Source organism: Dialister sp. i34-0019-2H8 (assembly GCF_042846925.1).
Taxonomy (GTDB): Bacteria; Bacillota; Negativicutes; order Veillonellales; family Dialisteraceae; genus Dialister.
Genome location: NZ_BAABYQ010000001.1, coordinates 2,057,306 through 2,081,464 on the forward strand (window position 1 = coordinate 2,057,306; position 24,159 = coordinate 2,081,464).

19 protein-coding genes and 1 pseudogene are annotated in these 24,159 nt (G+C 52.4%); 1 reads left to right on the forward strand and 19 read right to left on the reverse strand.

The features are described 5' to 3' along the window. Positions 1-9 precede the first annotated feature (9 nt). Entirely contained in the window at positions 10-954 is a 945-nt protein-coding gene (locus ACGG9R_RS08955) for an NAD(P)-dependent oxidoreductase (RefSeq protein WP_390154144.1), read from the forward strand. Between the two features lie 189 nt (positions 955-1,143). Here ACGG9R_RS08955 and ACGG9R_RS08960 read toward each other — a convergent pair whose 3' ends face one another. From ACGG9R_RS08960 to ACGG9R_RS09050, 19 genes and pseudogenes are all read right to left on the reverse strand, one after another. Next, complete coding sequence (locus ACGG9R_RS08960; protein WP_390154147.1) at positions 1,144-2,034, reverse strand: AEC family transporter; 891 nt, start codon at positions 2,032-2,034, stop codon at positions 1,144-1,146. Between the two features lie 490 nt (positions 2,035-2,524). After that, positions 2,525-3,529, reverse strand: a complete 1,005-nt coding sequence (locus tag ACGG9R_RS08965) for an RluA family pseudouridine synthase (RefSeq protein ID WP_390154150.1) — start codon at positions 3,527-3,529, stop codon at positions 2,525-2,527. An 84-nt stretch (positions 3,530-3,613) separates the two neighbouring features. After that, a complete protein-coding gene (locus ACGG9R_RS08970; RefSeq protein WP_390154153.1) occupies positions 3,614-4,123 on the reverse strand; it encodes a 3H domain-containing protein in 510 nt (169 codons plus the stop codon). Positions 4,124-4,213: 90 nt separating this feature from the next. Beyond that, complete coding sequence (trpA, locus tag ACGG9R_RS08975) at positions 4,214-4,987, reverse strand: tryptophan synthase subunit alpha (RefSeq protein ID WP_390154155.1); 774 nt, start codon at positions 4,985-4,987, stop codon at positions 4,214-4,216. Positions 4,988-5,338: 351 nt separating this feature from the next. Further along, complete coding sequence (gene trpB / locus ACGG9R_RS08980) at positions 5,339-6,520, reverse strand: tryptophan synthase subunit beta (protein WP_390154158.1); 1,182 nt, start codon at positions 6,518-6,520, stop codon at positions 5,339-5,341. Between the two features lie 362 nt (positions 6,521-6,882). Next, on the reverse strand, positions 6,883-7,632 hold the full coding sequence (gene trpC, locus ACGG9R_RS08985) for an indole-3-glycerol phosphate synthase TrpC (RefSeq protein WP_390154160.1): 750 nt from the start codon (positions 7,630-7,632) through the stop codon (positions 6,883-6,885). A gap of 272 nt (positions 7,633-7,904) precedes the next feature. Continuing rightward, positions 7,905-8,927 carry an anthranilate phosphoribosyltransferase gene (gene trpD, locus ACGG9R_RS08990; RefSeq protein WP_390154163.1) on the reverse strand — a complete coding sequence of 341 codons (1,023 nt, stop codon included), beginning with the start codon at positions 8,925-8,927 and terminating at the stop codon, positions 7,905-7,907. 604 nt (positions 8,928-9,531) lie between these two features. After that, positions 9,532-9,837: pseudogene (locus tag ACGG9R_RS08995) on the reverse strand (ISLre2 family transposase); the annotation flags it as partial. 103 nt (positions 9,838-9,940) lie between these two features. Beyond that, complete coding sequence (locus ACGG9R_RS09000) at positions 9,941-12,544, reverse strand: autotransporter outer membrane beta-barrel domain-containing protein (protein ID WP_390154165.1); 2,604 nt, start codon at positions 12,542-12,544, stop codon at positions 9,941-9,943. A 470-nt stretch (positions 12,545-13,014) separates the two neighbouring features. After that, positions 13,015-14,073, reverse strand: a complete 1,059-nt coding sequence (gene feoB / locus ACGG9R_RS09005; RefSeq protein ID WP_390154168.1) for a ferrous iron transport protein B — start codon at positions 14,071-14,073, stop codon at positions 13,015-13,017. 6 nt (positions 14,074-14,079) lie between these two features. Continuing rightward, on the reverse strand, positions 14,080-14,226 hold the full coding sequence (locus tag ACGG9R_RS09010; protein ID WP_390154170.1) for a hypothetical protein: 147 nt from the start codon (positions 14,224-14,226) through the stop codon (positions 14,080-14,082). Continuing rightward, positions 14,223-15,377, reverse strand: a complete 1,155-nt coding sequence (locus ACGG9R_RS09015) for a FeoB small GTPase domain-containing protein (RefSeq protein ID WP_390154173.1) — start codon at positions 15,375-15,377, stop codon at positions 14,223-14,225. Before ACGG9R_RS09015 ends, ACGG9R_RS09010 begins: the two co-directional genes overlap by 4 nt. Positions 15,378-15,625: 248 nt before the next feature. Next, positions 15,626-17,521, reverse strand: coding sequence for an ATP-dependent zinc metalloprotease FtsH (gene ftsH, locus ACGG9R_RS09020; protein ID WP_390154176.1), 1,896 nt, complete (start codon positions 17,519-17,521; stop codon positions 15,626-15,628). A 560-nt stretch (positions 17,522-18,081) separates the two neighbouring features. Beyond that, positions 18,082-18,633, reverse strand: coding sequence for a hypoxanthine phosphoribosyltransferase (gene hpt, locus ACGG9R_RS09025; RefSeq protein WP_390154178.1), 552 nt, complete (start codon positions 18,631-18,633; stop codon positions 18,082-18,084). A gap of 226 nt (positions 18,634-18,859) precedes the next feature. Next, positions 18,860-20,290: a tRNA lysidine(34) synthetase TilS gene (gene tilS, locus ACGG9R_RS09030; protein ID WP_390154181.1), complete on the reverse strand. Its 1,431-nt coding sequence runs from the start codon at positions 20,288-20,290 to the stop codon at positions 18,860-18,862. 211 nt (positions 20,291-20,501) lie between these two features. After that, a complete protein-coding gene (locus tag ACGG9R_RS09035) occupies positions 20,502-21,413 on the reverse strand; it encodes a Ppx/GppA family phosphatase (protein ID WP_390154184.1) in 912 nt (303 codons plus the stop codon). A 363-nt stretch (positions 21,414-21,776) separates the two neighbouring features. Then, positions 21,777-22,295 carry a S1 RNA-binding domain-containing protein gene (locus ACGG9R_RS09040; protein WP_390154187.1) on the reverse strand — a complete coding sequence of 173 codons (519 nt, stop codon included), beginning with the start codon at positions 22,293-22,295 and terminating at the stop codon, positions 21,777-21,779. A gap of 180 nt (positions 22,296-22,475) precedes the next feature. Next, positions 22,476-22,775 carry a septum formation initiator family protein gene (locus ACGG9R_RS09045; protein WP_390154190.1) on the reverse strand — a complete coding sequence of 100 codons (300 nt, stop codon included), beginning with the start codon at positions 22,773-22,775 and terminating at the stop codon, positions 22,476-22,478. Continuing rightward, on the reverse strand, positions 22,768-23,703 hold the full coding sequence (locus ACGG9R_RS09050) for a D-alanyl-D-alanine carboxypeptidase family protein (protein ID WP_390154192.1): 936 nt from the start codon (positions 23,701-23,703) through the stop codon (positions 22,768-22,770). Before ACGG9R_RS09050 ends, ACGG9R_RS09045 begins: the two co-directional genes overlap by 8 nt. Between the last annotated feature and the right edge of the window lie 456 nt (positions 23,704-24,159).

A 24,159-nucleotide genomic window follows, 5' to 3' on the forward strand; every position in this document is an offset into this window, starting at 1 on the left:
GTCCTTCTCATGAAACACATCGTCATCGCACAGCCACTCGCCATCAGCAGCGCCCTGCTTGATACATTGACGGCGGATCTCCAAAAAGACGGCTTCACCATCACCGCCTATGACAGCCCGCCGAAAAACCAGGATGAATTGGGCGATCGCCTTGCGGATGCTGACCTTGCCGTCATTGCCAATTATCCGCTTCGGAAGGAAGCGCTGGAAAAAGCCGCATCGCTCAAATACCTCTGCGTCGCATTCACCGGCGTCGACCATGTCGCCATTGATTACTGCAAAGAAAAGGGCATCGCCGTCTCGAACTGTGCCGGCTACTCGACCGAGTCCGTGGCCGAGCTTACGTTCTCGCTCATTCTTGCCCTCTACCGCAAGCTGTCCGAAGGCGGATGCGCTGCCAGAAATGGCAAGACCAGTGCAGGCCTCATGGGCATCGAGATCGGCCATCGGAAATTCGGCATCATCGGTACCGGTGCCATCGGACGACGTGTCGCAGACATCGCCTCCGCATTCGGCGCCGATGTCTATGGCTACAGCCGCTCCCGGAAGGCAGCGAGCATCACCTATACCGACCTGGACACCCTGCTTTCCACCTGCGACATCATCTCCGTCCACCTGCCTCTTACGGGCGAGACGCGCGGCCTCCTCTCCCGTGAAAAGCTCTCTCTCATGAAGCCGGGAGCGATCCTCATCAATACCGCCCGCGGCGGAGTCATTGACAATGCCGCCCTCGCTGACCTCCTCCGGGAAGGAAAGATCGCAGGCGCCGGCATCGATGTTTTCGACGGCGAACCTCCGCTCGCCAAGGACGATCCTCTCCTCTCTGCGCCAAACGCCGTCCTCACCCCGCACGTCGGCTTCTTCACCGAGGAAGCCATGGCCCGCCGTGCCGTCATCGTGATGGACAACCTCCGCGCATACCTGAAAGGGGAACAGGAGAATGTGATCTGTTAGCCTGCGCCACCCACATCTGCCTTTTCTTACTTGGTTTCCGTGGAGAGTGAATGTGAGGCGCACAAATTTCAGAAGCGCCGACTCTTATATCATAAAAAGCGTATCAGGTTCAGAAATTTGAACTTGATACGCTTTTTGCATACGATAAAAAAACGGTGCTCTATTATATATCACCACAAATCCTCATTCCTAATTCGTTTTCTCCCACCAATAGATCACCGGATACAGCACGAAGAGGAAAGCGAGCGTCGTCGTGAGGAAGGAGGACTCTGCGAGATTGACATTGAGTCCATAAAGCTGCGAAGACGCCACAGCGAAGATGGCTGTCGGCGCCGCGGCTGCGAGTACCACGCAGGTCAGGATGGTCGCATCCGAGACGAATACACTCGTCAGGAAATACATCACCGCCGGAAGCAGGATGAATTTCACCGGAAAGATCGGCCAAAGCCTTCCCCCATATTCCTTGACCGCCGAAAGGTTCAGATCATAGCCGACAGGCACCATCCCCATCCAAGCCCCCGCATGGATCAGGATCGTGAAAAGCGTCGTGACAGCCTGCGGTTTCTCCACCCCGAGCCCCGCAAGCGTCAGACCGATGACCACGCCGACGGCAGGGAGCTGATTCCACGTGCAGAGCAGACGCAAGAGGTGGATCTCCATCTTTTTCCCCTCGCCGTGATTCGCCCACTTGTCATAGTAGTACTGGCTCATCGGAAAGCAGAAGAGTACGATGATCAGGATCTGCGGCACTGCGATGAGCTGTACATAGGCAAAGCCGACCGCGCCAAAGAGGACATACGCACAGAGCCCCGCGAGCGTCCCGATATTTCCGAGCATCATGGAAATGAGGTAGCTCCCCTGCTCCCGCGCATCCGAGAAGCGGTGCTGCTCTAAGGCATAGAATACCGCGACAGGCAGGAAACAGATGGGCAGCGTAGAGATCGGAAGCCACAAAAGCTCCGCTGTCACCTGCACCGACCAGAAGGAAACAATGGAAAGAAACGTAGACACGCCCACCACATTCGCCTTGATGATCCAGTGAAGGATGTCCTTCGAAAGCCCCCACCGCCTAAGGCCCATGCCGCAGAGAAGAGGAAGCAGAATGTCTGCAAATACGATCAGAAATCTGGAGTCCGTAATTGATACACCTCGTGTTGTATGAAATATAAGGAAGCACTGATGAAATCGTTGCTAGGGAAACACTGATTAAATCGTTGTCAGATTTTACTCTTGAAGTTTTATGCATAGCGAGGAATAACCTGACGCGAATAGCGAGCTATTTAAGGAAGGCTATGACGAAGCTATGTATAAAAATTCTTGTAAAATCTGACTCTGCGATTTAATCAGCGTTTCCCTAGGGATTGGGGATTAGGAGTGACTAGTGACTGGTGACTAGTGACTAGGAATTAGTAGCTAGGGATTAGGTTTGCGATACGAGAAAGTCGCTAATTTCAAACTTCCGCGGCGCTTCTGTTTTTTATGCGCCGCACCTTCCCCACTGAACCCGTAGAACCCACAGAACCCGCTCCCCCTCTTTCTCAAAAAGTCAAAGGGCGGCACGCCCCACGGGCTAACCCTCACCGTTCCGTTTTCCGCTTTTCTCACCTGTCAAGCCATGCCGCCCCAAATGACAGACAGAGGCGAAATCGGCCGGCAAAGGCGCGGTGAACATCTTGCCGGACAGATAGGCGAAATCATCCGTAAGCGCAGGAAAGGTGAGCGAGGCCGCATGAAGGAGCTGGCGGCGGATGTGAAGCGCCTCTGATGCGGCAAGGCTCGCGCGGCTGCCATATTTCCGATCGCCCAAAAGCGGATGACCGATGGAGGAAAAATGCAGGCGGATCTGGTGCGAGCGTCCTGTCACGAGCCTGACACGGACGAGGGAAAAGGTACAGCCATGGGCCGTTGTCGTTACAAGCGTCTCATAGTGCGTCTCGATGGGAAGCGCGCCCGGTTCCGCGCACGGGGTATAGCGCACCTGATTCCTTTCGTGATCCTTGACGAGGTACCCTTTCAAGATCCCCGAAGGCGGCGTCTTCCCGTAAACGAGAGCCTGATACACCTTCGTGAGAGCGCGCGCCTTGATGAGCGCATTCATTTCCTGCAGTCCGCGCACAGTCTTACCTGCCATGACGAGGCCGCTGGTGTTCCTATCCAGCCGGTGGCAGATGGAGGGCTTGACGCTGCCTCCGCTCTCCCGCGCGGCAAGAAGGGCTTCATTCAGGGACGGAGCGCCGGAAGTGTCCCCCTGCGAGAGAAGGCCTGCCGGTTTATTGAGGATGACGATGTTTTCATCTTCATACAAGACCCATGCCTCAAAGTCAGGGTAGTCACGCTTTGGCGATTCTTCTTTCTTTTGGCGAAATTTTTCGATCGTCTCATCGGAGAACCAGACCTTCACGCTGTCACCTGCGGCGATCTTTTCTCTTCCTTCGATCTTCTTTCCGTTGAGGACGATATTCTTCTTGCGCATGCTCTTACGAAGAAGCCCCATGGACGCCTCCGGCAAGAGCCGCGCCAGATACTTCATCACCGTCTGCCCTGCTTCTTCCTTTTGTATGATAAATTCCTGCATCGTCAAAACTCCCTACTCTCTGTCACCGTCACTAAGCATCAGTCACCAGCCACCAGTCACTAGTCACTAGTCACTAGTCACTAGTCACTCATACAGCACGCCGATCTCCCTCAACGCATGGATCACCTGCGCCATCTCTTCTTCCGTCTTTGTCTCGACGAGATGGGTATGGATGCCACCGCTGATATCCGAGAGGAGAGGCGATCCGCTGTCCTGCATCGCGCGCACAAAGGATACTGCCTCCTCTTCACTCTTGATTTCCAGCTGTCCGTGCAATTCGCCGTAGATCTCATGCTCCACCCGCACGTCATGGATGATGCCGCCTGCTCTTACGATGGCAGTGAGCTCCTTTCCTGTCCCCTCCCGGTCGTGACGGCAGACGAGTATGCGAAGGCAGGCTTTTTTCTCTTTTTTCAGATAATACCCGCGTGGCGTAGAGATGATATCCATCCCTCTGGCGCGAAGGAGCGCCATGTCCCCCACGATGACCTGCCGGCTCACGCCGCACTCTTTCGCAAGATCCATCCCGCGCAGCCGGTGATCCGCCTGCTGCAGCTTTTCTTTGATATAGGCTCTGCGTCTTGTGTTATCCATTCTCATCCCTCCTTTTTTTCTATTGTAACAGATTCTCTCCAAAGAAAAAACGATAGAGCGCCTCTCTATCGTTTTCCTGTTTTATTGATCTTACTCTGCCATGCCTGCCTTCAGTCCGCGAATATATGCGGTGAGCTTCTCGGAGGCATCGCTGCCATTCTTATTGATGATATCCACGACACCACTGCCGGTGATGACACCGTCAGCCAGCTTGGCCATCCTTCCGGCCTGTTCCGGAGTGTGGATGCCGAAGCCGATAGCCAGCGGGGTATCCGTCGTTTCACGCGCGATGCGGATGATCTCACGAAGGTCAGTCTGGATATGGCCGCGCATGCCGGTGACGCCCATGGAGGAAACGACATATACAAAGCCGGTCGCATGCCGCAGGCTCTCACGGATACGCTCTTCCGAGGTCGGAGCGACCATCTGGATGATATCGACGCCATTCGCATCCGCGAGCGGACGGATCTCTCCCTGCTCTTCAAAAGGAAGATCCGGGATGATGACGCCGTCGATGCCGATCTCCTTCGCTTCCTCAAAGAAACGAGCCGATGGATAATTGAAGACCGGATTGTAATAGGTGAGGAGCACGATCGGGATTTGTGTCTTCGTGCAGAGCGTCTTCACCAGCTCCATGACCTGCGGCAGGTGGATATGGTTCTCCAGCGCCTTCACATCCGCTTCCATGATGACCGGCCCATCAGCGATGGGATCGGAGAACGGCACGCCGATCTCGATCAGGTCCACGCCTGCTTTTTCCAGATCAAGTACATATTTCACGGTATCTTCCATCGACGGGACACCTGCCGTCAGGAAAGCGATCATCGCCTTCCCCTTCTTGAATGCTTCACTTGTATGGCTCATAGATAGACTCCTTTTGCTGTATGTATAGGTTCGGGCTCAGCCCGTGGGCGTGCTGGCCTTTGATTACGTTTGAAAGAGGGGGAGCGGGTTCTATAGGTTCAAGGGGTTCAAAGGGGCTGGTGCGGCGCATAAAAATCAGAAGCGCCGCAAAGTATAAATAATGGCGATGCCCGAAGGTCTCTTGATGACAGGCTTCCCGTTTTGGAATTTCCATACATCGACCACTGAGCCGCGAATGACAAAGATTTCTCACTTCGCTCGAAATGACGATACGGGAGTCTGATGTCTCCTGGTCTCCTAGTCTCTCGAAACTCCTAATCCCTAGCCACTAGTCCCTAGCTACCAGTCCCCTCAATCATGAATATCCTCTCCGCGGTATCTGGCGATGGCGGCGACGTCCTTGTCTCCGCGGCCGGAAAGGGTGATGACGACGATGTCATTTTTATCCATCGTCCGGATCTCCTTCATCATGCCGGCGACGGCGTGAGCGGACTCGATGGCGCAGATGATGCCTTCCGTTTTGGCAAGGTATTCGAAGGCCTCAACGGCTTCTTCATCCGTGACAGCCACGTAGCGGGCGCGGCCGATGGAGTTCAGGTACGCATGCTCAGGGCTGACTCCCGGGTAGTCAAGACCGGCGGAAATGGAATAGACTTCCGTGATATTGCCGTCATCATCCTGACAGAAGAGGGACTTCATGCCATGGAAGACACCGATGCGGCCCCGATTCACAGTCGCTGCATGGTAGGGGGTATCGATGCCCTTGCCGCCTGCTTCACAGCCGATGAGCTCCACATCCTTGTCCTGCACGAAGGGATAGAAGGTGCCGGCTGCATTGCTGCCGCCGCCGACACAGGCATAGACCTTGGACGGAAGGCGGCCGGTACGCTCCAAGACCTGCGCTCTCGCTTCACGACCGATACAGCTCTGGAAATAGCGGACCATTTCCGGAAACGGAGCCGGCCCCGTGGTCGAGCCGATGACGTAGTGCGTATCATCACAGCGGCGGCTCCATTCCTGCATCGCTGCATTCACGGCATCCTTCAGTACGCGGGAGCCAGTCTTGACGACATGTACCTTCGCCCCGAGGAGCTTCATGCGATAGACGTTCAGAGCCTGTCTTTCGGTGTCGATCTCTCCCATGAAGACCTCGCACTCCATACCGAAAAGCGCCGCAATAGTGGCTGCTGCCACGCCGTGCTGTCCCGCGCCTGTTTCTGCGATGATGCGTGTCTTGCCCATGCGCTTGGCCAGGAGCGCCTGCCCGATGCAGTTATTGATCTTGTGCGCGCCCGTGTGATTCAGATCCTCACGCTTCAGGAAAATGCGCGGCCCGCCCAAGTCCTTTTCCATGTTCAATGCTTCATAGAGCATCGACGGACGACCGGTGTAGTTCACATAGAGATCATGCAGCTCATCCTGGAAGCTTTTATCATTCTTGCATTCTTCGAATGCTTTCTGTACTCTCGCCGCTTCATTCATCAGGACTTCCGGAATGTACTGTCCGCCAAATTCGCCAAATCTTGTATTCATAGTGGGTACCTCGCTTTGTTGATCGATCGTTGTTGGTTGTTTGTATGGGTTCAGGGTTAGCCCCTTGGTGCGGCTCGTCCACTGATTGTGGATGAAAACTTTGCTCGCCAGTTAGGAGTTAGGAGTGAGGAGTGAGGAGTGCTGGTGCGGCGCATAAAAATATGGAAGCACCGCAGAGTATAGATAGTGGCGATGCTCGAAAGCGGCATTTAGTCACCAGTCACCAGTCACCAGTCACCAGTCACTAGTCACTCGAGGCTCCTAATCCCTAGCCACTAATCCCCAGCTACTCATCCCCGCTTTCAAACTTCAGGGTTAACCCACTATTGATTCTCTTCCCTCAAGGTTCGGATCACATTCCCTCATCTCTCCCCCGCTCTCATCAGCATCTCGCCGATGAGGACGGCGTCGGCGCCGGCCTCCCGCATCTGTTTCACGATCGCCTCTGACATCATGCCGCTTTCCGAGACAAGGATACGGCCCTTGGGCACGAGCCTTGCCAGATGCTCGGTATTTTCCAGATGAATGGTGAAATCGCGAAGATCGCGGTTATTCACGCCGACGATGCGGGCCCCTGCGCCAAGCATCCGCTCCATTTCCTTCTCATCATGTGCTTCTGCCAGGACGCAAAGGCCAAGGCTCCTGGCGTAGGAGAGAAACTCTCTGATTTCCTCATCGGAGAGGATGGCTGCGATAAGGAGGATGGCCGAAGCCCCTGCGAGCGCCGCCTCTCCGATCTGGCAGCGGTCGATGATGAAGTCCTTGCGGAGCACGGGGATCTTCACCTCCTGCGCCACCTTCTTCAGGTAAGCGATATCGCCTTTGAACCATTTCGGCTCTGTCAGGCAGGAGATCGCCGAAGCCCCCGCCGCTTCATACTCCTTTGCGATCGCCGCAAAGGGGAAGTCCTCGCTGATCGTCCCCTTCGAAGGAGACGCTTTCTTGAGCTCGCAGATGAGGGAGAGCCCGTCACTTGCCAGATTCTTGTAAAACAGATCATCCGTCCGCGGCGTGAAGTGCTTCATTTCTTCATGCAGACATCCATAGCAGCCATCCGCTTTCAGCCGCTCGATCCGCCGCCTGGTCTCCGCAGCAATGTCATCTAGTATCATGGAAATCATTACTCCGTTTATCGGTAGAATCAAATATCATTCAAACGGGATAGGGTTCAGGGTTCAGGGTTCAGGGTTAGCCCCTGGGGCGGCTCGCCCCTTGATTAGGTTTGAAAGCCTCGATGGAATGAGAAATTAAAAATGAGAAATGGTGGTGTCATGAGCTAGTCACCAGTCACCTGAGACTCCTAATCCCTAGCTACTAATCCCTAGTCACCAGTCACTTGAGGCTCCTAATCCCTAGCCACTCATCCCTAGTCACCAGTCACTAGTCACTGATTTGACACCTTGACGTATTCCTCAAGTTTCTCATACGCTTTTCCACTATCGATCATCTCGGCCGCCTTTGCGACGCCCTCCTGCATGGTGGGGACCGCTTTGGCTGCGTAGAGAGCAAGACCGGCATTCATGAGCACTGCATTTCTCTTCGTCCCCCGGAGCTTCCCAGTCAGGATACCCTTGGTGATCTCCGCATTTTCAGAGGCCGTACCGCCGACGAGTTCCTCCTTCTTGCCACGCGTGAGGCCGAAGTCCTCCGGGCAGATGGTCATCGTGCGGTAATAACCATCCTTCAGCTCGCAGACCAGCGTCGGCGCAGAAGGTGAGACCTCATCCAAGTGGTCTTCGCCGTAGACGACAAGCGCATTCCTCACGCCGAGCTTGTCTAAGACCTTGGCGACCGGCTCTACCAAGTAGCCATCATAGACGCCAAGGAGGAAATAGTCGGGATTCGCCGGATTTGTCAAGGGGCCCAGGATATTGAACACGGTGCGGAAGCCCAGCTCCTTCCGGATGCCGCCGACATACTTCATCGCTGCGTGATATTTCTGTGCGAAAAGGAAGCAGAAGCCGACCTTTTCCAGCATCTCGAGCGCTTTCTTCGGATCCTGCGCGATGTTCGCGCCTAGGGCTTCCTGCACATCCGCCGTGCCGGACTTCGAGGATGCCGCACGGTTGCCGTGCTTGGCGACCTTCACGCCCGCCGCCGCGATAACAAAAGCAGCCGTGGTGGAAATATTGAAGCTGTTCGAGCCATCACCGCCGGTACCTACGATCTCTAAGACCTTCATGCCCGGATGCGGGACTGGCGTCGCATGCTCTCTCATCGCTTCTGCACAGCCGGAGATCTCATCGATCGTCTCCGCCCGCGTGCTCTTCGTCGAGAGCGCCGCAAGAAAGGCCGCATTCTGCGTCGGTGTGGTCTTGCCGTCCATGATCTCATTCATCACGGTGTATGCTTCTTCATAGCTGAGGTCGCCTTTTCGTACAATTTTCTGGATCGCTTCTTTGATCATAATAGATTCCTCCTTGGTAAAAGCGGCTAGGGACTAGTGACTGGTGACTAGGGATTAGGGACGATACGAGAATACCGTTTTTTTAATTTCGCGGCGCTTCTATTTTGTTTTGCGCCGCACCACCATTCCTCATTCCTCATTCCTAATTCCTAATTTCCCTCGCCATCGCCGGTTCGTATTCATAGGCTGCTCCTTCCCAGGGAGAAATAAAAAATCCGTCCCTGACAAAAACTTGTCAAGGACGGATACTATTCCGCGGTGCCACCTTGCTTCAGGGTATGACCCCTGCTCTTAGCGAGATACCAACATATCTCCGGCAACTGACGTATGCCCTACGTCGCAAGCTACTGGGGTCTCCCTTTTCACTGCGCCCTCAGCGGTCCATTTAACAATCTGCGTTCTGCCGGCTTCTCATTGCCCCGACTCCCTGTAAGTGCACGTACTGTTTTTATCTCCGCTTCAACGGTTTGTTTATGTTGTTGATGTAATGATAATCTCCCTTGGCATTTCTGTCAAGAGGGATATGGATGAGAGATAAGTGTCAAGTTTTCCTCGGTAATTCATTTGACTGTCGATAATTACTATCTCCGTGGCTTCGGTTTAATCAGTATTTCTGTATCGCTCTGGCAAGTCTTCCCATGGGGGAAGAAGAAGCTCCATAAACGCCTATACGCCCTTTCAGGCATCCTGGCCTATAGTTTCTCATTCTGCGCTCTGCCTGCACCACGGCTTTGTGCATGGCTCTATCCATCTTTTTGTAGCTCTTCCCATTAGCATGGTACAAGAGGGCTTGCGTAAGCGTCTTATTCTTCCGGGCGGTCAGTACCCAGACCATGTACTCCATTCCTTCGCTGGACCAGCTCCGCCCCTGCCGTTTTATGCGATAGCTGTAGAACCGGTGATTCGTTTCTTTTGCGTAAAAAAATACGCAACAGACGTGAAAATCTGTTACGCATTTTTCTTCACTATTTATTGAATGATATTGTAGATAATAAAGGCCAGTTTACATCAGCTTAAAACGTCCAAAACATACCGGCATTCCACTGCCAGTTCTTACGCAGGCTGCCTCCGGTAGAACGCTCTACGTCCGCATACAGGTGGTTGTTCTTGCCGGTCATGCATGCAAAGCCAAAGCCGTATTCAAACCAGGTGTCATGGTCATGGTTATCAATGCGCAGGCTGTCATTGCCGTTAGTCAAGGTAGCACCGTAATTACCTGCAAATTGATGCAGCCAGTTGGCCTTCAGGTAGACAGTATTATTTTCGTCCATGTCATACATAAAGTTGCAGCCGATACGTCCCAAAACGCTGTTGGGATCGCTTTGGCTTACGTGGATGCCATTGCTGGTGGTATATCTTGCACCGCCCAAATAACCCAAGGTCAGCTGTGCCTGCGGTTCAATAGACCAATGCTCGTCAAGATATTTCTTGCGACCATATTCCGCACTCAGACTGATACCAGTGTTGTCAAAAGCACCGGTAATCTTCTTGCCTTCGGAATCAAACACAGTGAAGTCGCTGTCTGCATCATAAATCTTAAACGCTAGGTCCAGATAATGCCCTTTATTGCGTATATCCGTGCTATAGAAGCCGATGGATTTGGCTTTCAGCTTGCCACTGCCGCGGTTGAAGCTGTTCTTGCCGTCATCGTAGGAAAAGGCTACGCCCTGATAACGTTTCAGTTTATCGTTTTCCTTAACGACATCGTCATAGCCAAGCTGGTACATGGTGTGACGGTTGCTAAAGCCATCACCGCTGTATTTGCCGCCTTTGACGCGCACCCAAACGCCTTCCTCATTATTGGTTTCGTGGCGCAGGTCGCCCATGCGCTGCATAAGCTTGTCGTCCTCCACCCAGTTGGCGAAAGCCAGTCTTTGGGTTGCATCAACAGCATCTACGCTGGTGGTCGGTTTGGAGGGGATGAATTCTACTTTTTTCAAGTACCAATCCTTAGTGTAACCAGGAGTAGCACTGTCTTGTTTATCTAAAGTGTACTTATTCCAATACAAGGATCCTTCCTTATCGTTGGCAAAGAAGTTGCCCTGCTCGTCCTTTACACTTACAAGAACCGTACCGGCAGCGCCGTCAGTATTGCCATCTGCATTAACGTTGTTGAGCGTAATGTAATGGTTGCCGGTGTGAGTGCCTGCGATGTACAGGCGGTCGCTGTTGTTGGTATTAGTGCCTGCGTCGATGTCCATGTTAAAAGTGCTTTTATCCCCTTTTAACGTGCCAATGAACAAACCTTTGAAATGACTATCCTGCATATCAACCTTCGCCTTGCTTGTGTCAAGAACTTGAATGGTGGAATCGTAGTCAAAATCATTCCAGACGCTGCCGTCATTAAGTGTTAAATGGATACCCTTGTTGCCAGCATCTCTCGTATTTACATCTTGCCAATGTGCATCGGTTGTGTTACCGGTGAAGCTAGAACCTGCATTGTTAACAAAAGCTGTGATATAACCATTGTTTTTAGCAGTCAAATCGCCATTAATTACAGTTTGCAAAATGCTTGAATCCTTGCCGACAGTAATATTGCCACCGCTAGTCCAGATAGTGCCTTTGATATTAATAGCTTTTTCCGCTTGAGCGTTGACGGTACTGTCGGAATAGGCGGTAATACTGAACCCCTTACCAGATATATTTAAGGTATTAGCTGTCAAAGTGTTGATTGAGTTTTTGCTAGAATAAATTGCATAACTCTTTGAACTAGTTAAATCAATATTTTGGGCATTTAAAGTACTGGTCACAGAACCATAGGTATAAAGTGCGTAACCTGTAGAAATTACCGAAAGGTTTTTGTTTGCAGTTAAATTTAAGTTTGCCTTACCCGTATTTTTATAAGCTAACGCATATAAACCTGCTCCGTGATAACCAGTCGAAGCATTATTATTATTATTGTTTGTTGTTATAGAGATATTATCAGCAGATATAATGGTATTAGTGTTATGGCTAGTTTCCTCTTGCATTAAAATACCAGATGAAGCATCTTTAATTATAAAATCTTTTTTTAGTTTGATATCTACATTTAAATCTTTGGTCGCTAAACGCTCGTCATCATTAAGTATATTAAAGGCTGTCCTATTATATACGTCATCGCGATTATTTTTAATACATAATGACTCTGCATCTATATTTAATATTGCAGCATTATTTATATCAAAAGCAGCCACGTCAGAACTTCCAGAAGAATCCCTAGTTCCACTTTCCACGATAATATTTCCACCCTTAAAATATAGTTCTCCTTCCGAAGCAGCATAAATATCACCATAATTAGTGTAACCTTTTATAGTTAAATCTTTGTTCTCGCCTGTAGTAATAGTCAATTTAGTAGTAGGCTTTACAACCATAATAGACTTATCGCTTATGCCAGCATTACTATTGTCTAAAGTGGCACCCTGATTAAATTGAAGTGTATAACTGCCTTCAGTATCATGGCATAAACCAGCAAAGCTTTTCTTATGATCGTCACCATCATAGTTAACGAATTCATCGTAAACATGATTAAGTTCTGGTCTTGTAGTAATTTCCGCATAAACGCTACTTGTGCAAGCACAACTAATACTCATAGCTATCATAATAAGAAGTCTTTTGTTATGCCTTTTAAATGGTTTCATATCAAGTTCCTCCTTCAATAATATTAGAATAATCCTTTTATATGTTATAACCATACGACATTTATGTTATAACCATACGGTATTATAGCACATTAGTTTTCCCCCCCCGCAAGGCATTAATAAAGAATTGTAAGTGTCAAGTTTTCCTCGGTAATTCATTTGACTGTCGATAATTACTATCTCCGTGGCTTCGGTTTAACATGTACTCCATTCCTTCGCTGGACCAGCTCCGCCCTTGCCGTTTCATGCGATAGCTGTAGAACCGGTGATTCGTTTCTGCAGTACCCAAGTGGATTTCTGTGCGATTCTTCGCCTAGAAAAACAAAAACTTTCATGCGAGACTCTTTGCCCATATCCGCAAAAAGTTTCGTATGAAAGTTTGTATTTCCGAGCTATGTAAGGAGAATGTCGACGACACTATGTATAAAAACCCATATGAGATCCGATTCCGCGATCGAATCAGCGTTTCCTTATGCCACGCCAAAGGCAGACAGCATGAGATGCACAGCGAAGGCGGCGATCCATGCGACGACACACTGGAAGGCAATCATCCCCACAGCCCATCCCGTCCCATTCTCCCGCTTGACGGAAGTGATCGCCGCGATGCAGGGCGTATAGAGCAGGCAGAAGGTCAGGAAGGTGAGTGCCATGCCCGGTGTCAGGATCGAAGAGAGAGCTTCCTCCGTCCCGTAGAGGACTGTCAGGGTAGAGATGACACTCTCCTTGGCCATGAATCCGGAGATGAGCGCCGTAGAAAGCCTCCAGTCTGCAAGACCGAGGGGTGCAAAGAGAGGCGCGACAGCGCCGGCAAGGAAAGCCAGGATACTGTCTTGGGAATCCGCCACCATATTGAGACGGACATCAAAGTTCTGCAGGAACCAGATGATGATGGTGCCGACGAAGATGACCGTGAATGCACGCTCGAGGAAATCTCTGGCCTTATCCCACATGAGGCGCAGGACATTTTTCATACCGGGCATACGGTAATTCGGAAGCTCCATGACGAAGGGCACCGGTTCCCCTCTGAAAAGAGTACGCTTGAAGAGGAGGGCGGTCAGGATCGCCATGCAGACTCCGAAGAGATAAAGCCCGATCATGACGAGCGCCCCATTTCGAGGAAAGAATGCCGCCGTAAAGAAGGCATAGATCGGTACCTTGGCCGAGCAGCTCATGAAAGGGATGAGCATGATGGTCATGCGTCGATCACGCTCCGAGGGCAGCGTCCGCGTCGCCATGACAGCCGGTACGCTGCAGCCAAAACCGACAAGGAGCGGCACAATGCTGCGTCCGGAGAGACCCAGCTTTCTGAGCAGCCTATCCATGACGAAGGCGATACGGGCCATATAGCCCCCGTCTTCCAAGAGAGACAGGAAGAAAAACAGGACGGCGATCACCGGCGCGAAGGAAAGAACGCTGCCGACGCCCTGAAAAATAGCATCCACCACCAGCGAGCGGATGGCGGGATTCACCGCCTCATCCGTGAGCCATGCATCGACCCACGCAGTCACCTGATCGATGCCGTCCGCCAAAGCGTCCTACAGGAAAGCGCCGATGACATTAAAGGTGAGGAAGAAGACCAGTCCCATGATGAGGATGAAGATCGGGATGGCGGTGTACTTCCCCGTGAGGATGCGGTCGATCTTCTGGCTGCGCGCATGCTCTTTGCTTTCCTGTGGCTTCACCACCGTCCTTTCACAGAGACGGCGGATAAAGAGGAAGCGCATATCTGCCATCGCAGCCGCGCAGTCAAGCCCGCGCTCTTCTTCAAGCTGCGCGAGAATGTGCCGCAAAAGCTCTTTTCATTGGCCTCCAGAGCGAGCGCCTGCTCCACGAGAGGATCCCCCTCGACCAGCTTGGATGCTGCGAACCTTAGCGGGATGCCAGCCGCTTTCGCATGATCCTCGATGAGATGCATGATGCCATGCAGGGCGCGGTGAAGCGCTCCATGGTGGTCATTCTTATCACAGAAATCAGTGATGCCCGGTTTCTCCTGATAGCGTGCGACATGGATCGCATGCTTCACGAGCTCACCCACCCCCTGATTTTTGACGGCAGAGATCGGAACGACCGGGATCTGCAAGAGCCGCTCCATCTCATTGATCAGGATGGAGCCTCCATTGTTTTCCATCTCATCCATCATATTGATCGCAAGCACCACCGGTATCCCAAGCTCCATCAGCTGCATGGTGAGATACAGATTGCGCGTGAGATTCGTCGCATCCACGATATTGATGATCCCTGTCGGCTTTTGCTTGAGGATAAATTCACGAGAGACGATCTCCTCACTCGTGTACGGAGAAAGAGAATAGATCCCCGGCAGATCTACTACCTCTGCCTCCGGATAGCCACGGATCACGCCCGTCTTCTGATCGACCGTGACCCCGGGGAAATTGCCGACATGCTGGTTGGAGCCCGTCAGCTGGTTGAAGAGCGTTGTCTTGCCGCAGTTCTGATTGCCGACGAGTGCAAAGGTCAGTCTGCCTTCGATCGGCTTTACATCCGAGTACGCTGACTCCTCATGATACTTACCGGGCTCACCGAGACCGGGATGAAGATACGTGGATGTTTCCACTCGCAGGTGCTTTCTATCTTTCGCCGCTGCCGGATGCACATTCGTCACTTCGATCTTTTGCGCATCGTCTTTTCTGAGCGTCAGCTCATAGCCTTGCACCATGATCTCCATGGGATCGCCCAAAGGCGCAAAGCGCACCAGTGTCACCTCTTCGCCGGGAATGAGGCCCATATCCAAAAAATGCTGCCGCAGCACGCCCTCTCCGCCGACGGTCTGTAAGAGCGCCGATTCTCCGACGGCTAATTCGTCTAATGTCATCATGAAAACTCCTTTGATCTAGGGGTAAGAGTCAGCCGAAGAACGATCGGTTCTGACCAAGTCCGTTTACCACAGCAGCGGATGACGAAAAGTGAGATCCCGGATCCCCATACGATCTTAGGCCACCGGCTGCCGATCACTCTTATGTTACCACGTTTTTGTCTCACATTCGTAAAACGTTCTCAAACTTTTACAAAAAGCAAAAGAAAACGCCCCCGCAAAGCGGAGGCGTTCTGTAAAGCTCTATCGTATTATTCGCTATAGAGGGAAGGCGACGGGCCTTCATCCTTTGGCATCGGCGGAAGCGGAGACTCTTCGTCGTCCTCCTTCTTCGGTTCTTCTCCCGGTGCATAGAGGGAGTGATACTTGAAGAGGTTTTCCACCTGCTTATGATCGATGGTTTCCACCTCGAGGAGCGCCTGCGCCATGGCTTCCAGGACAGGCATATGGTCCATCAGTGTCTGCATGGTATCATTGTACGCTTCGTCGAGGTACTTGTGCATTTCTTCATCGATGATGGTCGCTACGGTCTCGCCGTAGTTTCTTTCCGAGCCGAGCTGCTTGCCGAGGAAGATCTGTTCCTGATGTTCGCCGAAGATCATCGGTCCCAGTCGATCGCTCATGCCCCATTCCATGATCATCTTGCGGAGGATGCCGGTCACCTGCTGGAGGTCGCCGGAGGCACCGCTGGAAATCTCATTGAAAATGATCTTTTCCGCACAGCGACCGCCGAGAGCGACACGCAGCTGAGCGAGAAGATGCGACTTCGTGATGAAGGAGCGTTCTTCATGCGGGAGCATCATGGTGTAGCCGCCCGCCTGTCCGCGCGGAATGATGGTGACTTTATGCACCGGATCCGCATCTTTCAGAAGGGTCGCCATGATGGCATGGCCGGATTCATGGTACGCGGTGATCCTTCTTTCCTCATCGCTCACCTTATGGCTCTTTCTTTCCGGTCCGTAGCTGACTTTTTCGCTGGCCTCTTCCAGATCGGCCATGGAGATCGTCTTTCTGTTCTGACGGGCAGCCAGAAGGGCTGCTTCATTCAGCATGTTCGCAAGATCGGCCCCTGTGAAGCCCGGGACTTTCTTTGCGATGGTATTGAGATCGACATCCGGTTCAAGCGGCTTATTCTTCGCATGGACACGCAGGATCGCAAGACGGCCTCTGAGGTCAGGACGGCCGACGACGACACGGCGATCGAAACGGCCCGGACGCAGAAGCGCCGGATCGAGGATATCCGGACGGTTCGTCGCAGCGAGGGTGATGATGCCTTCGTTCGAGCCGAAGCCATCCATCTCGACCAAGAGCTGGTTCAGCGTCTGTTCTCTTTCGTCGTGTCCGCCGCCGAGACCGCTGCCTCTCTGACGGCCCACCGCATCGATTTCATCGATGAATACGATGCATGGTGCATTCTTCTTTGCCTGGGCAAAGAGGTCACGGACACGGGACGCACCGACACCGACAAACATTTCTACAAAGTCAGAGCCGGAGATGGAGAAGAATGGCACCCTCGCTTCACCGGCCACCGCTTTGGCAAGCAGGGTCTTACCTGTCCCTGGCGGGCCGACGAGGAGCACGCCCTTCGGGATCTTCGCGCCGATCGCCGTATAGCGACCCGGATTTTTCAGGAAATCCACCACTTCGGAGAGTTCTTCCTTCGCTTCGTCTTCCCCTGCGACATCAGAGAAATTCACATGGACCTGGCCTTCGGCGGTCATCTTCGCTCTGGACTTGCCAAAGCTCATGACACGTCCGCCGCCGCCCTGTGTCTGGTTCATGATCCAGAACCACACGCCGACCAGAATGATGATCGGAAGCAGAGAAGAGAGCAGATTCATCCACCAGGACGGCTGTTCCGGCGGTTTTGCAGTGATGATGACGCCGCCCTCCGAAAGCTTCGGCAGAAGCTGCGCGTCATTGTCCGGTGCATAGGTAGCGAATTCGCTGCCGTCCTTCAGCTTACCGCTGATGGAATTGTTCGTCATCGTCACGGAGTCGACATTCTTCTTCTCGACCTGCGAAATGAAATCGCTGTAGGTGATTTCCGAGTGTTTTTCCTGAGGATGAACAAAGGTATTGAATATGGAGACCGCTATAATGATCAGAAGCACATAGAGGGCCACATTCTTTACAAATTTATTCAATATTTTCCTCCTTCTCTATATTTCCTGTGAAATATAAACGACCCATTCAATAGGTTTTTTCACCCCATAGATTGATAGTTCTGAATAATATCTAATTTTAGCATATAAGTATGTGGAAAGGCAACAAAGAAAAGAAGGTTCGGGGTTTTGGGGTAGACCACGGGGCGTGCTGCCCCTTGCCCCTGGATGAAAGCTCGGCTTGAATGAGGAGTGAGGAATGAGGAATGAGGAATGAAGGTGGCGGCTTCGCCGCGAATATTATATATGAGGCGATGCCCGAAAGTAGTATTCAAGTCACTAGTCACTTCTAATCCCTAGCCACTCATTCTCTTTCGTGAGAAGTGAGAAGCGCCGCAGAATTTTGATAGCGCTTCGCGCCGTCGTCATTTCGAGCGAAGTCGAGAAATCTTTTTCGTTTGCGGTGAAACACTTCATGTGAGTGAAGCAAGAAACGGGAAACCTGCTTTCCCCCGCGCCAGCACTCCTCACTAGAGCGCAAAGTTTTTCTCATCCACAATCAAGGAACGCCGCTCCCACGGGGCTAACCCTGAACCCTTCTTTTACGCCTTCGTATAGACTTTATGATCCAGCACGCAGACGTCAGGGAGGTTTCTGTATTTTTCTGCGTAGTCGCAGCCATAGCCGACGATGAATTCATCCGGAATTTCAAAACCGACATACTTCACATATACATCCGCTTCGCGGCGTTCCTTCTTATTGAGACAGATGGCAAGCTCCACCGAAGCCGCGCCTCTCTCCTTCAGGAGCGGCACGAGGTGGGACATGGTGATGCCGGTGTCGATGATATCCTCGACCACGATGACATGCTTACCGCGGATGTCCTTGTCAAGGTCCTTCTTGATCTTGACATGCCCGCTCGATACGGTGCTGTTGCCATAGCTCGACACGCACATGGTATCGAGAGTGACCGGAAGATCGATCGAGCGCATCAGGTCGCAGAGGAAAGGCATCGCCCCTTTCAGAATGCCGACAAGTACGACATCCTTTCCTTCGTAGTCCTTTGTGATCTGCGCGCCGAGCTCTTTCACTTTCGCTGCGATCTGCTCTTTCGTCACAAGTACGGTTTTGATGTCTTTCGATAAATTTTCCATGATATTCTCCTGTCAATGAAATGTGAAGTAAAAAGTATAAATCGAGGTTAGCCCAAGGGGCGTGCTGCCCCTTGATTGCGAGTGAAAGTTTCGCTGGAATGAGAAATTAGAAATGAGAAATGCAAAATGGTGGTGCGGCGCATAAAAATATGGAAGCGCTGAGGAGTATAAATAGGGCGATGCCCGAAAGTAGCATTTCAGTCACCAGTCACTAGTCACCAGTCACTCATTTCCGCCCAAACCAGATCGTCAGCAGCAGGTACTCTTTGGTCTCCTTCGTCACACGGCCGTATCGGCTGCCGCGGAGGAGACAGGTCCAGTAAATCTCTTTTTCATCAGCCACAACGGGCCAATACGGTCGGAGCGCAGCGGGAATGCCGGCGTCCTGCAGGATGCGCTTGATAGACTTCGTCCCATCCATCCCCAACGCCGCCATGCGCTCGCCCGGTCTAGGCATACGAAGCCTGACCTCCCCGACCTTTTCGGCATCCAGCAGGTATTGGTTACGAGCCGGATGCTCCGGCGGCTTTAGAAGCCGCACGGCCTCCATGTACCAGAGCGTGTCTGCGCGGTCCTTGCCACTTATTATAGCCATCTCTTGCTGTTTATCCACATCTTTTTGGGTGAACTTTTCAAAAAAATGCTTTGCGAGAAGGAAAAGACCGTTCTCCTCCTGCTTTTTGGTATTGCCTTTGTAGAAATAGAGACAGCGCCGGCCGATCTCCATCACCACATGCGCCGTCGAAGTGAGCTTCCCCGTCTCGCCGTTCTCTGCGAGAAGAGCGAGACGCGAAAGGCTTTCAAAATCAGAGGATGACTCTCCCATGTGCATAAGCATCCGCCGGAGGACACGCCGCCGCATGGCGAGAGGAAGCGCGCGGAAGGCGTCCTTCTCGAGGCTCCCCTCTTTCCCGTGAGAAGTGAGCCAGGCCTCTGCTGCCTCCTCCATCCAAGCATCCTCGCTTCGAAGGATATCCGCCGTATGCAGGAGCGTCTCTACCAGATTGGGATTATAGGAAAGCATCTCGGGGAGAAGCTGGTGACGAATGCGGTTTCGCGTCGCATCCAACTCATCATTCGTGGCATCATGGCAGGGCGCATAAGGAAAGGCAGTGAGGAAATCTTCGATCTCTTTCTTCGTGACCGTGAGGAAGGGACGGATCAGCTCCTCATGCTTTGGTGCCATGCCCGACAGACCGCGCACGCCGCTCCCACGCAGCAGATGAAAAAGGATCGTCTCGGCCTGATCGTCTGCATGATGCGCCAGTGCGATCAGAGTATACCCCGCTTCCTTCCGCACTTCCCTGAGCGCCTCATAGCGGAGCGTTCGCGCCACCGTCTCGACGGAGCCGCCGCCTAAGCGCCTTTTCTCCTCGACATAGACATCCCTGCGAAAGAAGGGTATCCCAAGCTGCTCACAGATGCGCTCCACATACCGTGCCTCTTCTTCTGCCTCCTCGCGCAAATGATGCTGCACAAGACAGCAGCCGACAGAGAGCCCTTCCTGCTCTGCGATGTCATGCAGAAAGAGCAGGAGCCCGAGCGAATCTGGCCCGCCGGACACCGCAGCGAGGATCCGCTCCCCTCTCTGCCATAATTTCTTTTCCCTCGCAAAGGAGAGGATCTTCGCGATAAAAGGAGATGATTGTTTTTTCATAGTTCGCTCCTGGGAAAATAGGGACTTGAGACTAGTAGCTAGGGATTAGGGATTAGGGATGAAGGTGGCGGCTACGCCGCGGAGTATACATAGTGCGATACCCGCTGGAAACATCAAACGTCAGACGTCAAATTTCTGATGTTTGACGTTTGATGTCTAATGTCTCCCAGTCTTTTAGTCTAATCCCCAGTCCCCAGTCACTAGCCACCCCTTACTTTTCCGTCGGTGAGATGACATCCGCATCGAGCAGACCTTCGGAGAGATCGCGGTCGCTCACCGTGATCTCCGAGAGAGCAAAGTACTCCATAAGGCTGTCTAGGATGACGACGCCGGCCACGATGATATCGGCGCGGGACGGCAGGAGTCCTTTCATATGGCACTTGTCATCATAGGACATTTGGGATAATTTTTCGAGGATCTCCGACACATCCGCGGGATGGATCACGTAATCCTGCACCTTCGACGAATCATACACTTCGAGCTCCTGCAGCATCGAAGCCAGTGAGGTGACAGTCCCGCCGACACCGATCCAGCGCTTGACATTCCGCATGGACTCCATGAGATCCGTCTCACGGAAAAGCGTGAAGCAATACTTCTTCAGCTCACCGCGGCCTCTGGCCGTGGTGGTATCGAACTGCTTCGAGCAGCGCACGCACCCGAGGCGGAAGCTGTGCCGCGCTCCGACATCAGTGCCGAATCCCACGCAGATCTCTGTCGAGCCGCCGCCGATATCGACGACGGACGTGATGACGCCGGACGTCCCAGCCGCGCCGATGTAGCTATAGTACGCTTCCTCCTTCCCCGAAAGAATGCGGACAGGCACGCCGAAGGCTGCCGTCACTTCATCAGCGAATTCCTCCCCATTCGACGCATCGCGCATGATGGACGTACCATAGGCGAAGATATCCTTCGCCCCTTCGAGCTTGGCCATGGCGGTAAATTCCCCCACGGCAGAGAGCGTCCTTTCCTTTGCCCCCTGACCGATGGTCGCCTTATCCGTCATGCCCTCCCCCAGTCTGGTACTGCGAAGTTCTTTTCTGAGGATCTTCCACTCCCCCTTTTCATCCTTCTCTGCCATCAAAAGACGGACCGAATTCGTTCCGATATCAATGATCGCGCGCATAAGAGCCTCCTTGTACTTAGGATACGCTACATTCTATTCATCATTCTATCGTTTTCACAAGAATGAGAAATTAGAAATGCGAAATGAGAAATGGTGGTGCGGCGCAAAAGTAGAAGCGCCGCGAGTTTCATATAAAGTGATAAAAGAATAGCTTCTCATCCTATGCTGCCAATGCAAGCATACCTATCCCTTTGATAAAACTTACGACGCTTTCTATTTTGATGCGCCGTACCCCCATTTCTCATTTATAAATTCTCATTTCCCTAATTGTCACGCAAATTCATCAACAGAATCCGCATACATCATCCCTAAAACACATAACAAAAGGAGACATAACTCATCCCGTTACATCTCCTCTCATGCTCAGTCAGAATGGCGGCCGCCGCGACCGCCCCGTTTGGATTCTACATTTCTCTTCAGATCCAGAAGCCGTTCATCGCTGTCCTTCAGGAAACGGTTCAGCTTGTCTTCAAAAGAAGCAGGGGCTTCATGACGCTGCGAGCGATAACCGCCGGCAAACGGACGGCGCTCAGTCATACGCGGCGCTTCATGCAGAGGAGCTCTTCCCTCGAAGCCTTCTTTTCTCTGGAAACGATGCTCGCTTCCTTCCTTCTTCGGAAAACGTGCCTCCTTCTTTTCTTCCGTCTTCGGCTGCGCCTGCTTGACAGAAAGCGCGATCTTGCCCTTCGCATCGATGGAGATGACCTTCACCTTCACCGTATCCTTCACCTTGAGATACTGAGCCACATCGCTCACGTATTCATTGGCGACTTCTGAAATATGAACCAGACCCACCTTGTTTTCCGGCAGCTCCACAAACGCACCAAATTTCGCGATCCCTGAAACGGTACCTTCCACGATACTTCCGACTTCTAAAGCCATCTAACAACAAAATCCTCTCTGGGAAACGGCATCCGCCTCCCCAATGCCTGCGATATAAATACGAATTAAATTATACGTGATTTTCTAAGGAATAGCAATAGGAACGGGGCCGTGGACAGCCCTTTGCTTCCGCTTGAAAACCATTCCCCGCGCTCTGATCTCTCCCGATCTCCCAAAGTCTCACCTCACATAAGGCACTTCTCCTGGCTTCACAAGACCGAGCTCCTGACGCGCCTTCTTTTCAAGCTGTCCGTCATCCTTGAGATCCTCACGCTTCTGTGAGAGCTCCGCCTTCTCCTTGGACAGCCTCTCCTTCTCCTCCAAAAGCAGCGTCTCCTGCTGGCGGATCTGATAGAAATGATACCCGCTGTGCAAGACGATGTAGAGCGAGAGAAGAACCACGATGACGAAAAGGACACGCAGGAACGGGCTGTGCGGGAAAAGCCGTACCAGAAACGGCGATTTCCTTCTCCTAGTCACGAGGCTCCCTCCCTAAGAGCTGGTTCACCAGCTTGTACACCTTCGGCTCTGCAGCGAGCTTTCTTTCATACTCCGCCTTCTTCTCCGCTTCCGCAAAGCCATAGTCCAGCCATGTCCGGGCTTCCTTCCAGCGATCCGTATCATCGTAGAGTGCCACGATCATGAGACGGCCATCGCGCTCCGCGGAAGCGACGAGACAATCGCCCGCTGCTTCCGTCATGCCCGTCTTCACGCCATTCGCCCCCTCATAGTGGCTCGTCAGAAATTCATTGCGGTTTTCCACATTGCGATAGACCCCATTCCGATAAGTCATCGGATACGAAGGACGCTTCACGATGTCACGGAAATCAGGATTCTTCATCGCATACGCCGCGATCTTCGCCATATCATAGGCCGTCGTATAGTGGTTCGGATTCGTAAGACCATTCGGATTCGCGAAATGGGAATCATGCACACCGATAGAAGCGGCCTTTTCATTCATCATCTCGATGAAACGACCATACGAGCCGCCCACCGTCTCTGCGACAGACACAGCCGCATCATTCCCGGAGATCAGCATCATCCCATACAGCAGCTGGTGAAGCGAGAGCGGCATATCCGGCCTAAGACCGATGTTCGTGCCATCCTGCGCCATCGCGCGCGGAGAGATCACCGCATTCTGGTCCAGCTTCGCCTTGCCCTCTTCGAGCGCAATGATACAGGTCAGGATCTTCGTCGTACTTGCAGGATAGATACGCAGACTCCCTTCCTTATCCGCCAGCACCTCTCCCGTATTCCCATCGATCAGCGCAGCCGAGACTGCCTTCGAAGGAGGCGGCGGCGCGATCATCGGCGGTGTGGGCGGCGGCGGTGTCACCCAGATGAGCGCGCCCAGCCCGCAGCCGCAAACAATAAGCAACAGAAGTAAAATGGATAGTAATTTTTTCATGAAAATCGTCCTTTGAAAATAAAGGTTCAAGGTTCAGGGTTAGCCTCGTGAGGGGCGTGCCGTCCACTGATTGTGGATGAAATCTTTGCTTAAATGAGGAATGAGGAATGAGGAATGAGGAATGAAGGTGGCGGCTTCGCCGCGAGTATATATAGGGCGATGCCCGAAGGCAGTATTCAAGTCACCAGTCACTTGAGCAATGCTATTAAGTTAAGAGGCAGAACATTCTTGGCTCCCCATCGGGGGAGCTGCCCGGAGGGCTGAGGGGGCAGCACTACGGTATATCCCACATTGTTCGATGACCGCTGGCATGCCCCTATTGCCTTCGGCACTTCCCCCGAAGGGGGAAGCAAGTCATTACGGCGCGAACAATTTCCCTAACTTAACAGCATTAGTCACTTGAGGTATCTCATCCCTGCTTTCGCACATCCATCGTTTATCGGTCTGCAAGAAAGA

Coding starts and splice junctions, on each gene's coding strand:
- ACGG9R_RS08955 (WP_390154144.1), top strand. CDS start 10: ATGAAACACATCGTCATCGCACAGCCACTCGCCATCAGCAGCGCCCTG.
- ACGG9R_RS08960 (WP_390154147.1), bottom strand. CDS start 2,034: ATGGGCCTTAGGCGGTGGGGGCTTTCGAAGGACATCCTTCACTGGATC.
- ACGG9R_RS08965 (WP_390154150.1), bottom strand. CDS start 3,529: ATGCAGGAATTTATCATACAAAAGGAAGAAGCAGGGCAGACGGTGATG.
- ACGG9R_RS08970 (WP_390154153.1), bottom strand. CDS start 4,123: ATGGATAACACAAGACGCAGAGCCTATATCAAAGAAAAGCTGCAGCAG.
- trpA (WP_390154155.1), bottom strand. CDS start 4,987: ATGAGCCATACAAGTGAAGCATTCAAGAAGGGGAAGGCGATGATCGCT.
- trpB (WP_390154158.1), bottom strand. CDS start 6,520: ATGAATACAAGATTTGGCGAATTTGGCGGACAGTACATTCCGGAAGTC.
- trpC (WP_390154160.1), bottom strand. CDS start 7,632: ATGATACTAGATGACATTGCTGCGGAGACCAGGCGGCGGATCGAGCGG.
- trpD (WP_390154163.1), bottom strand. CDS start 8,927: ATGATCAAAGAAGCGATCCAGAAAATTGTACGAAAAGGCGACCTCAGC.
- ACGG9R_RS09000 (WP_390154165.1), bottom strand. CDS start 12,544: ATGAAACCATTTAAAAGGCATAACAAAAGACTTCTTATTATGATAGCT.
- ACGG9R_RS09015 (WP_390154173.1), bottom strand. CDS start 15,377: ATGATGACATTAGACGAATTAGCCGTCGGAGAATCGGCGCTCTTACAG.
- hpt (WP_390154178.1), bottom strand. CDS start 18,633: ATGGAAAATTTATCGAAAGACATCAAAACCGTACTTGTGACGAAAGAG.
- tilS (WP_390154181.1), bottom strand. CDS start 20,290: ATGAAAAAACAATCATCTCCTTTTATCGCGAAGATCCTCTCCTTTGCG.
- ACGG9R_RS09035 (WP_390154184.1), bottom strand. CDS start 21,413: ATGCGCGCGATCATTGATATCGGAACGAATTCGGTCCGTCTTTTGATG.
- ACGG9R_RS09040 (WP_390154187.1), bottom strand. CDS start 22,295: ATGGCTTTAGAAGTCGGAAGTATCGTGGAAGGTACCGTTTCAGGGATC.
- ACGG9R_RS09050 (WP_390154192.1), bottom strand. CDS start 23,703: ATGAAAAAATTACTATCCATTTTACTTCTGTTGCTTATTGTTTGCGGC.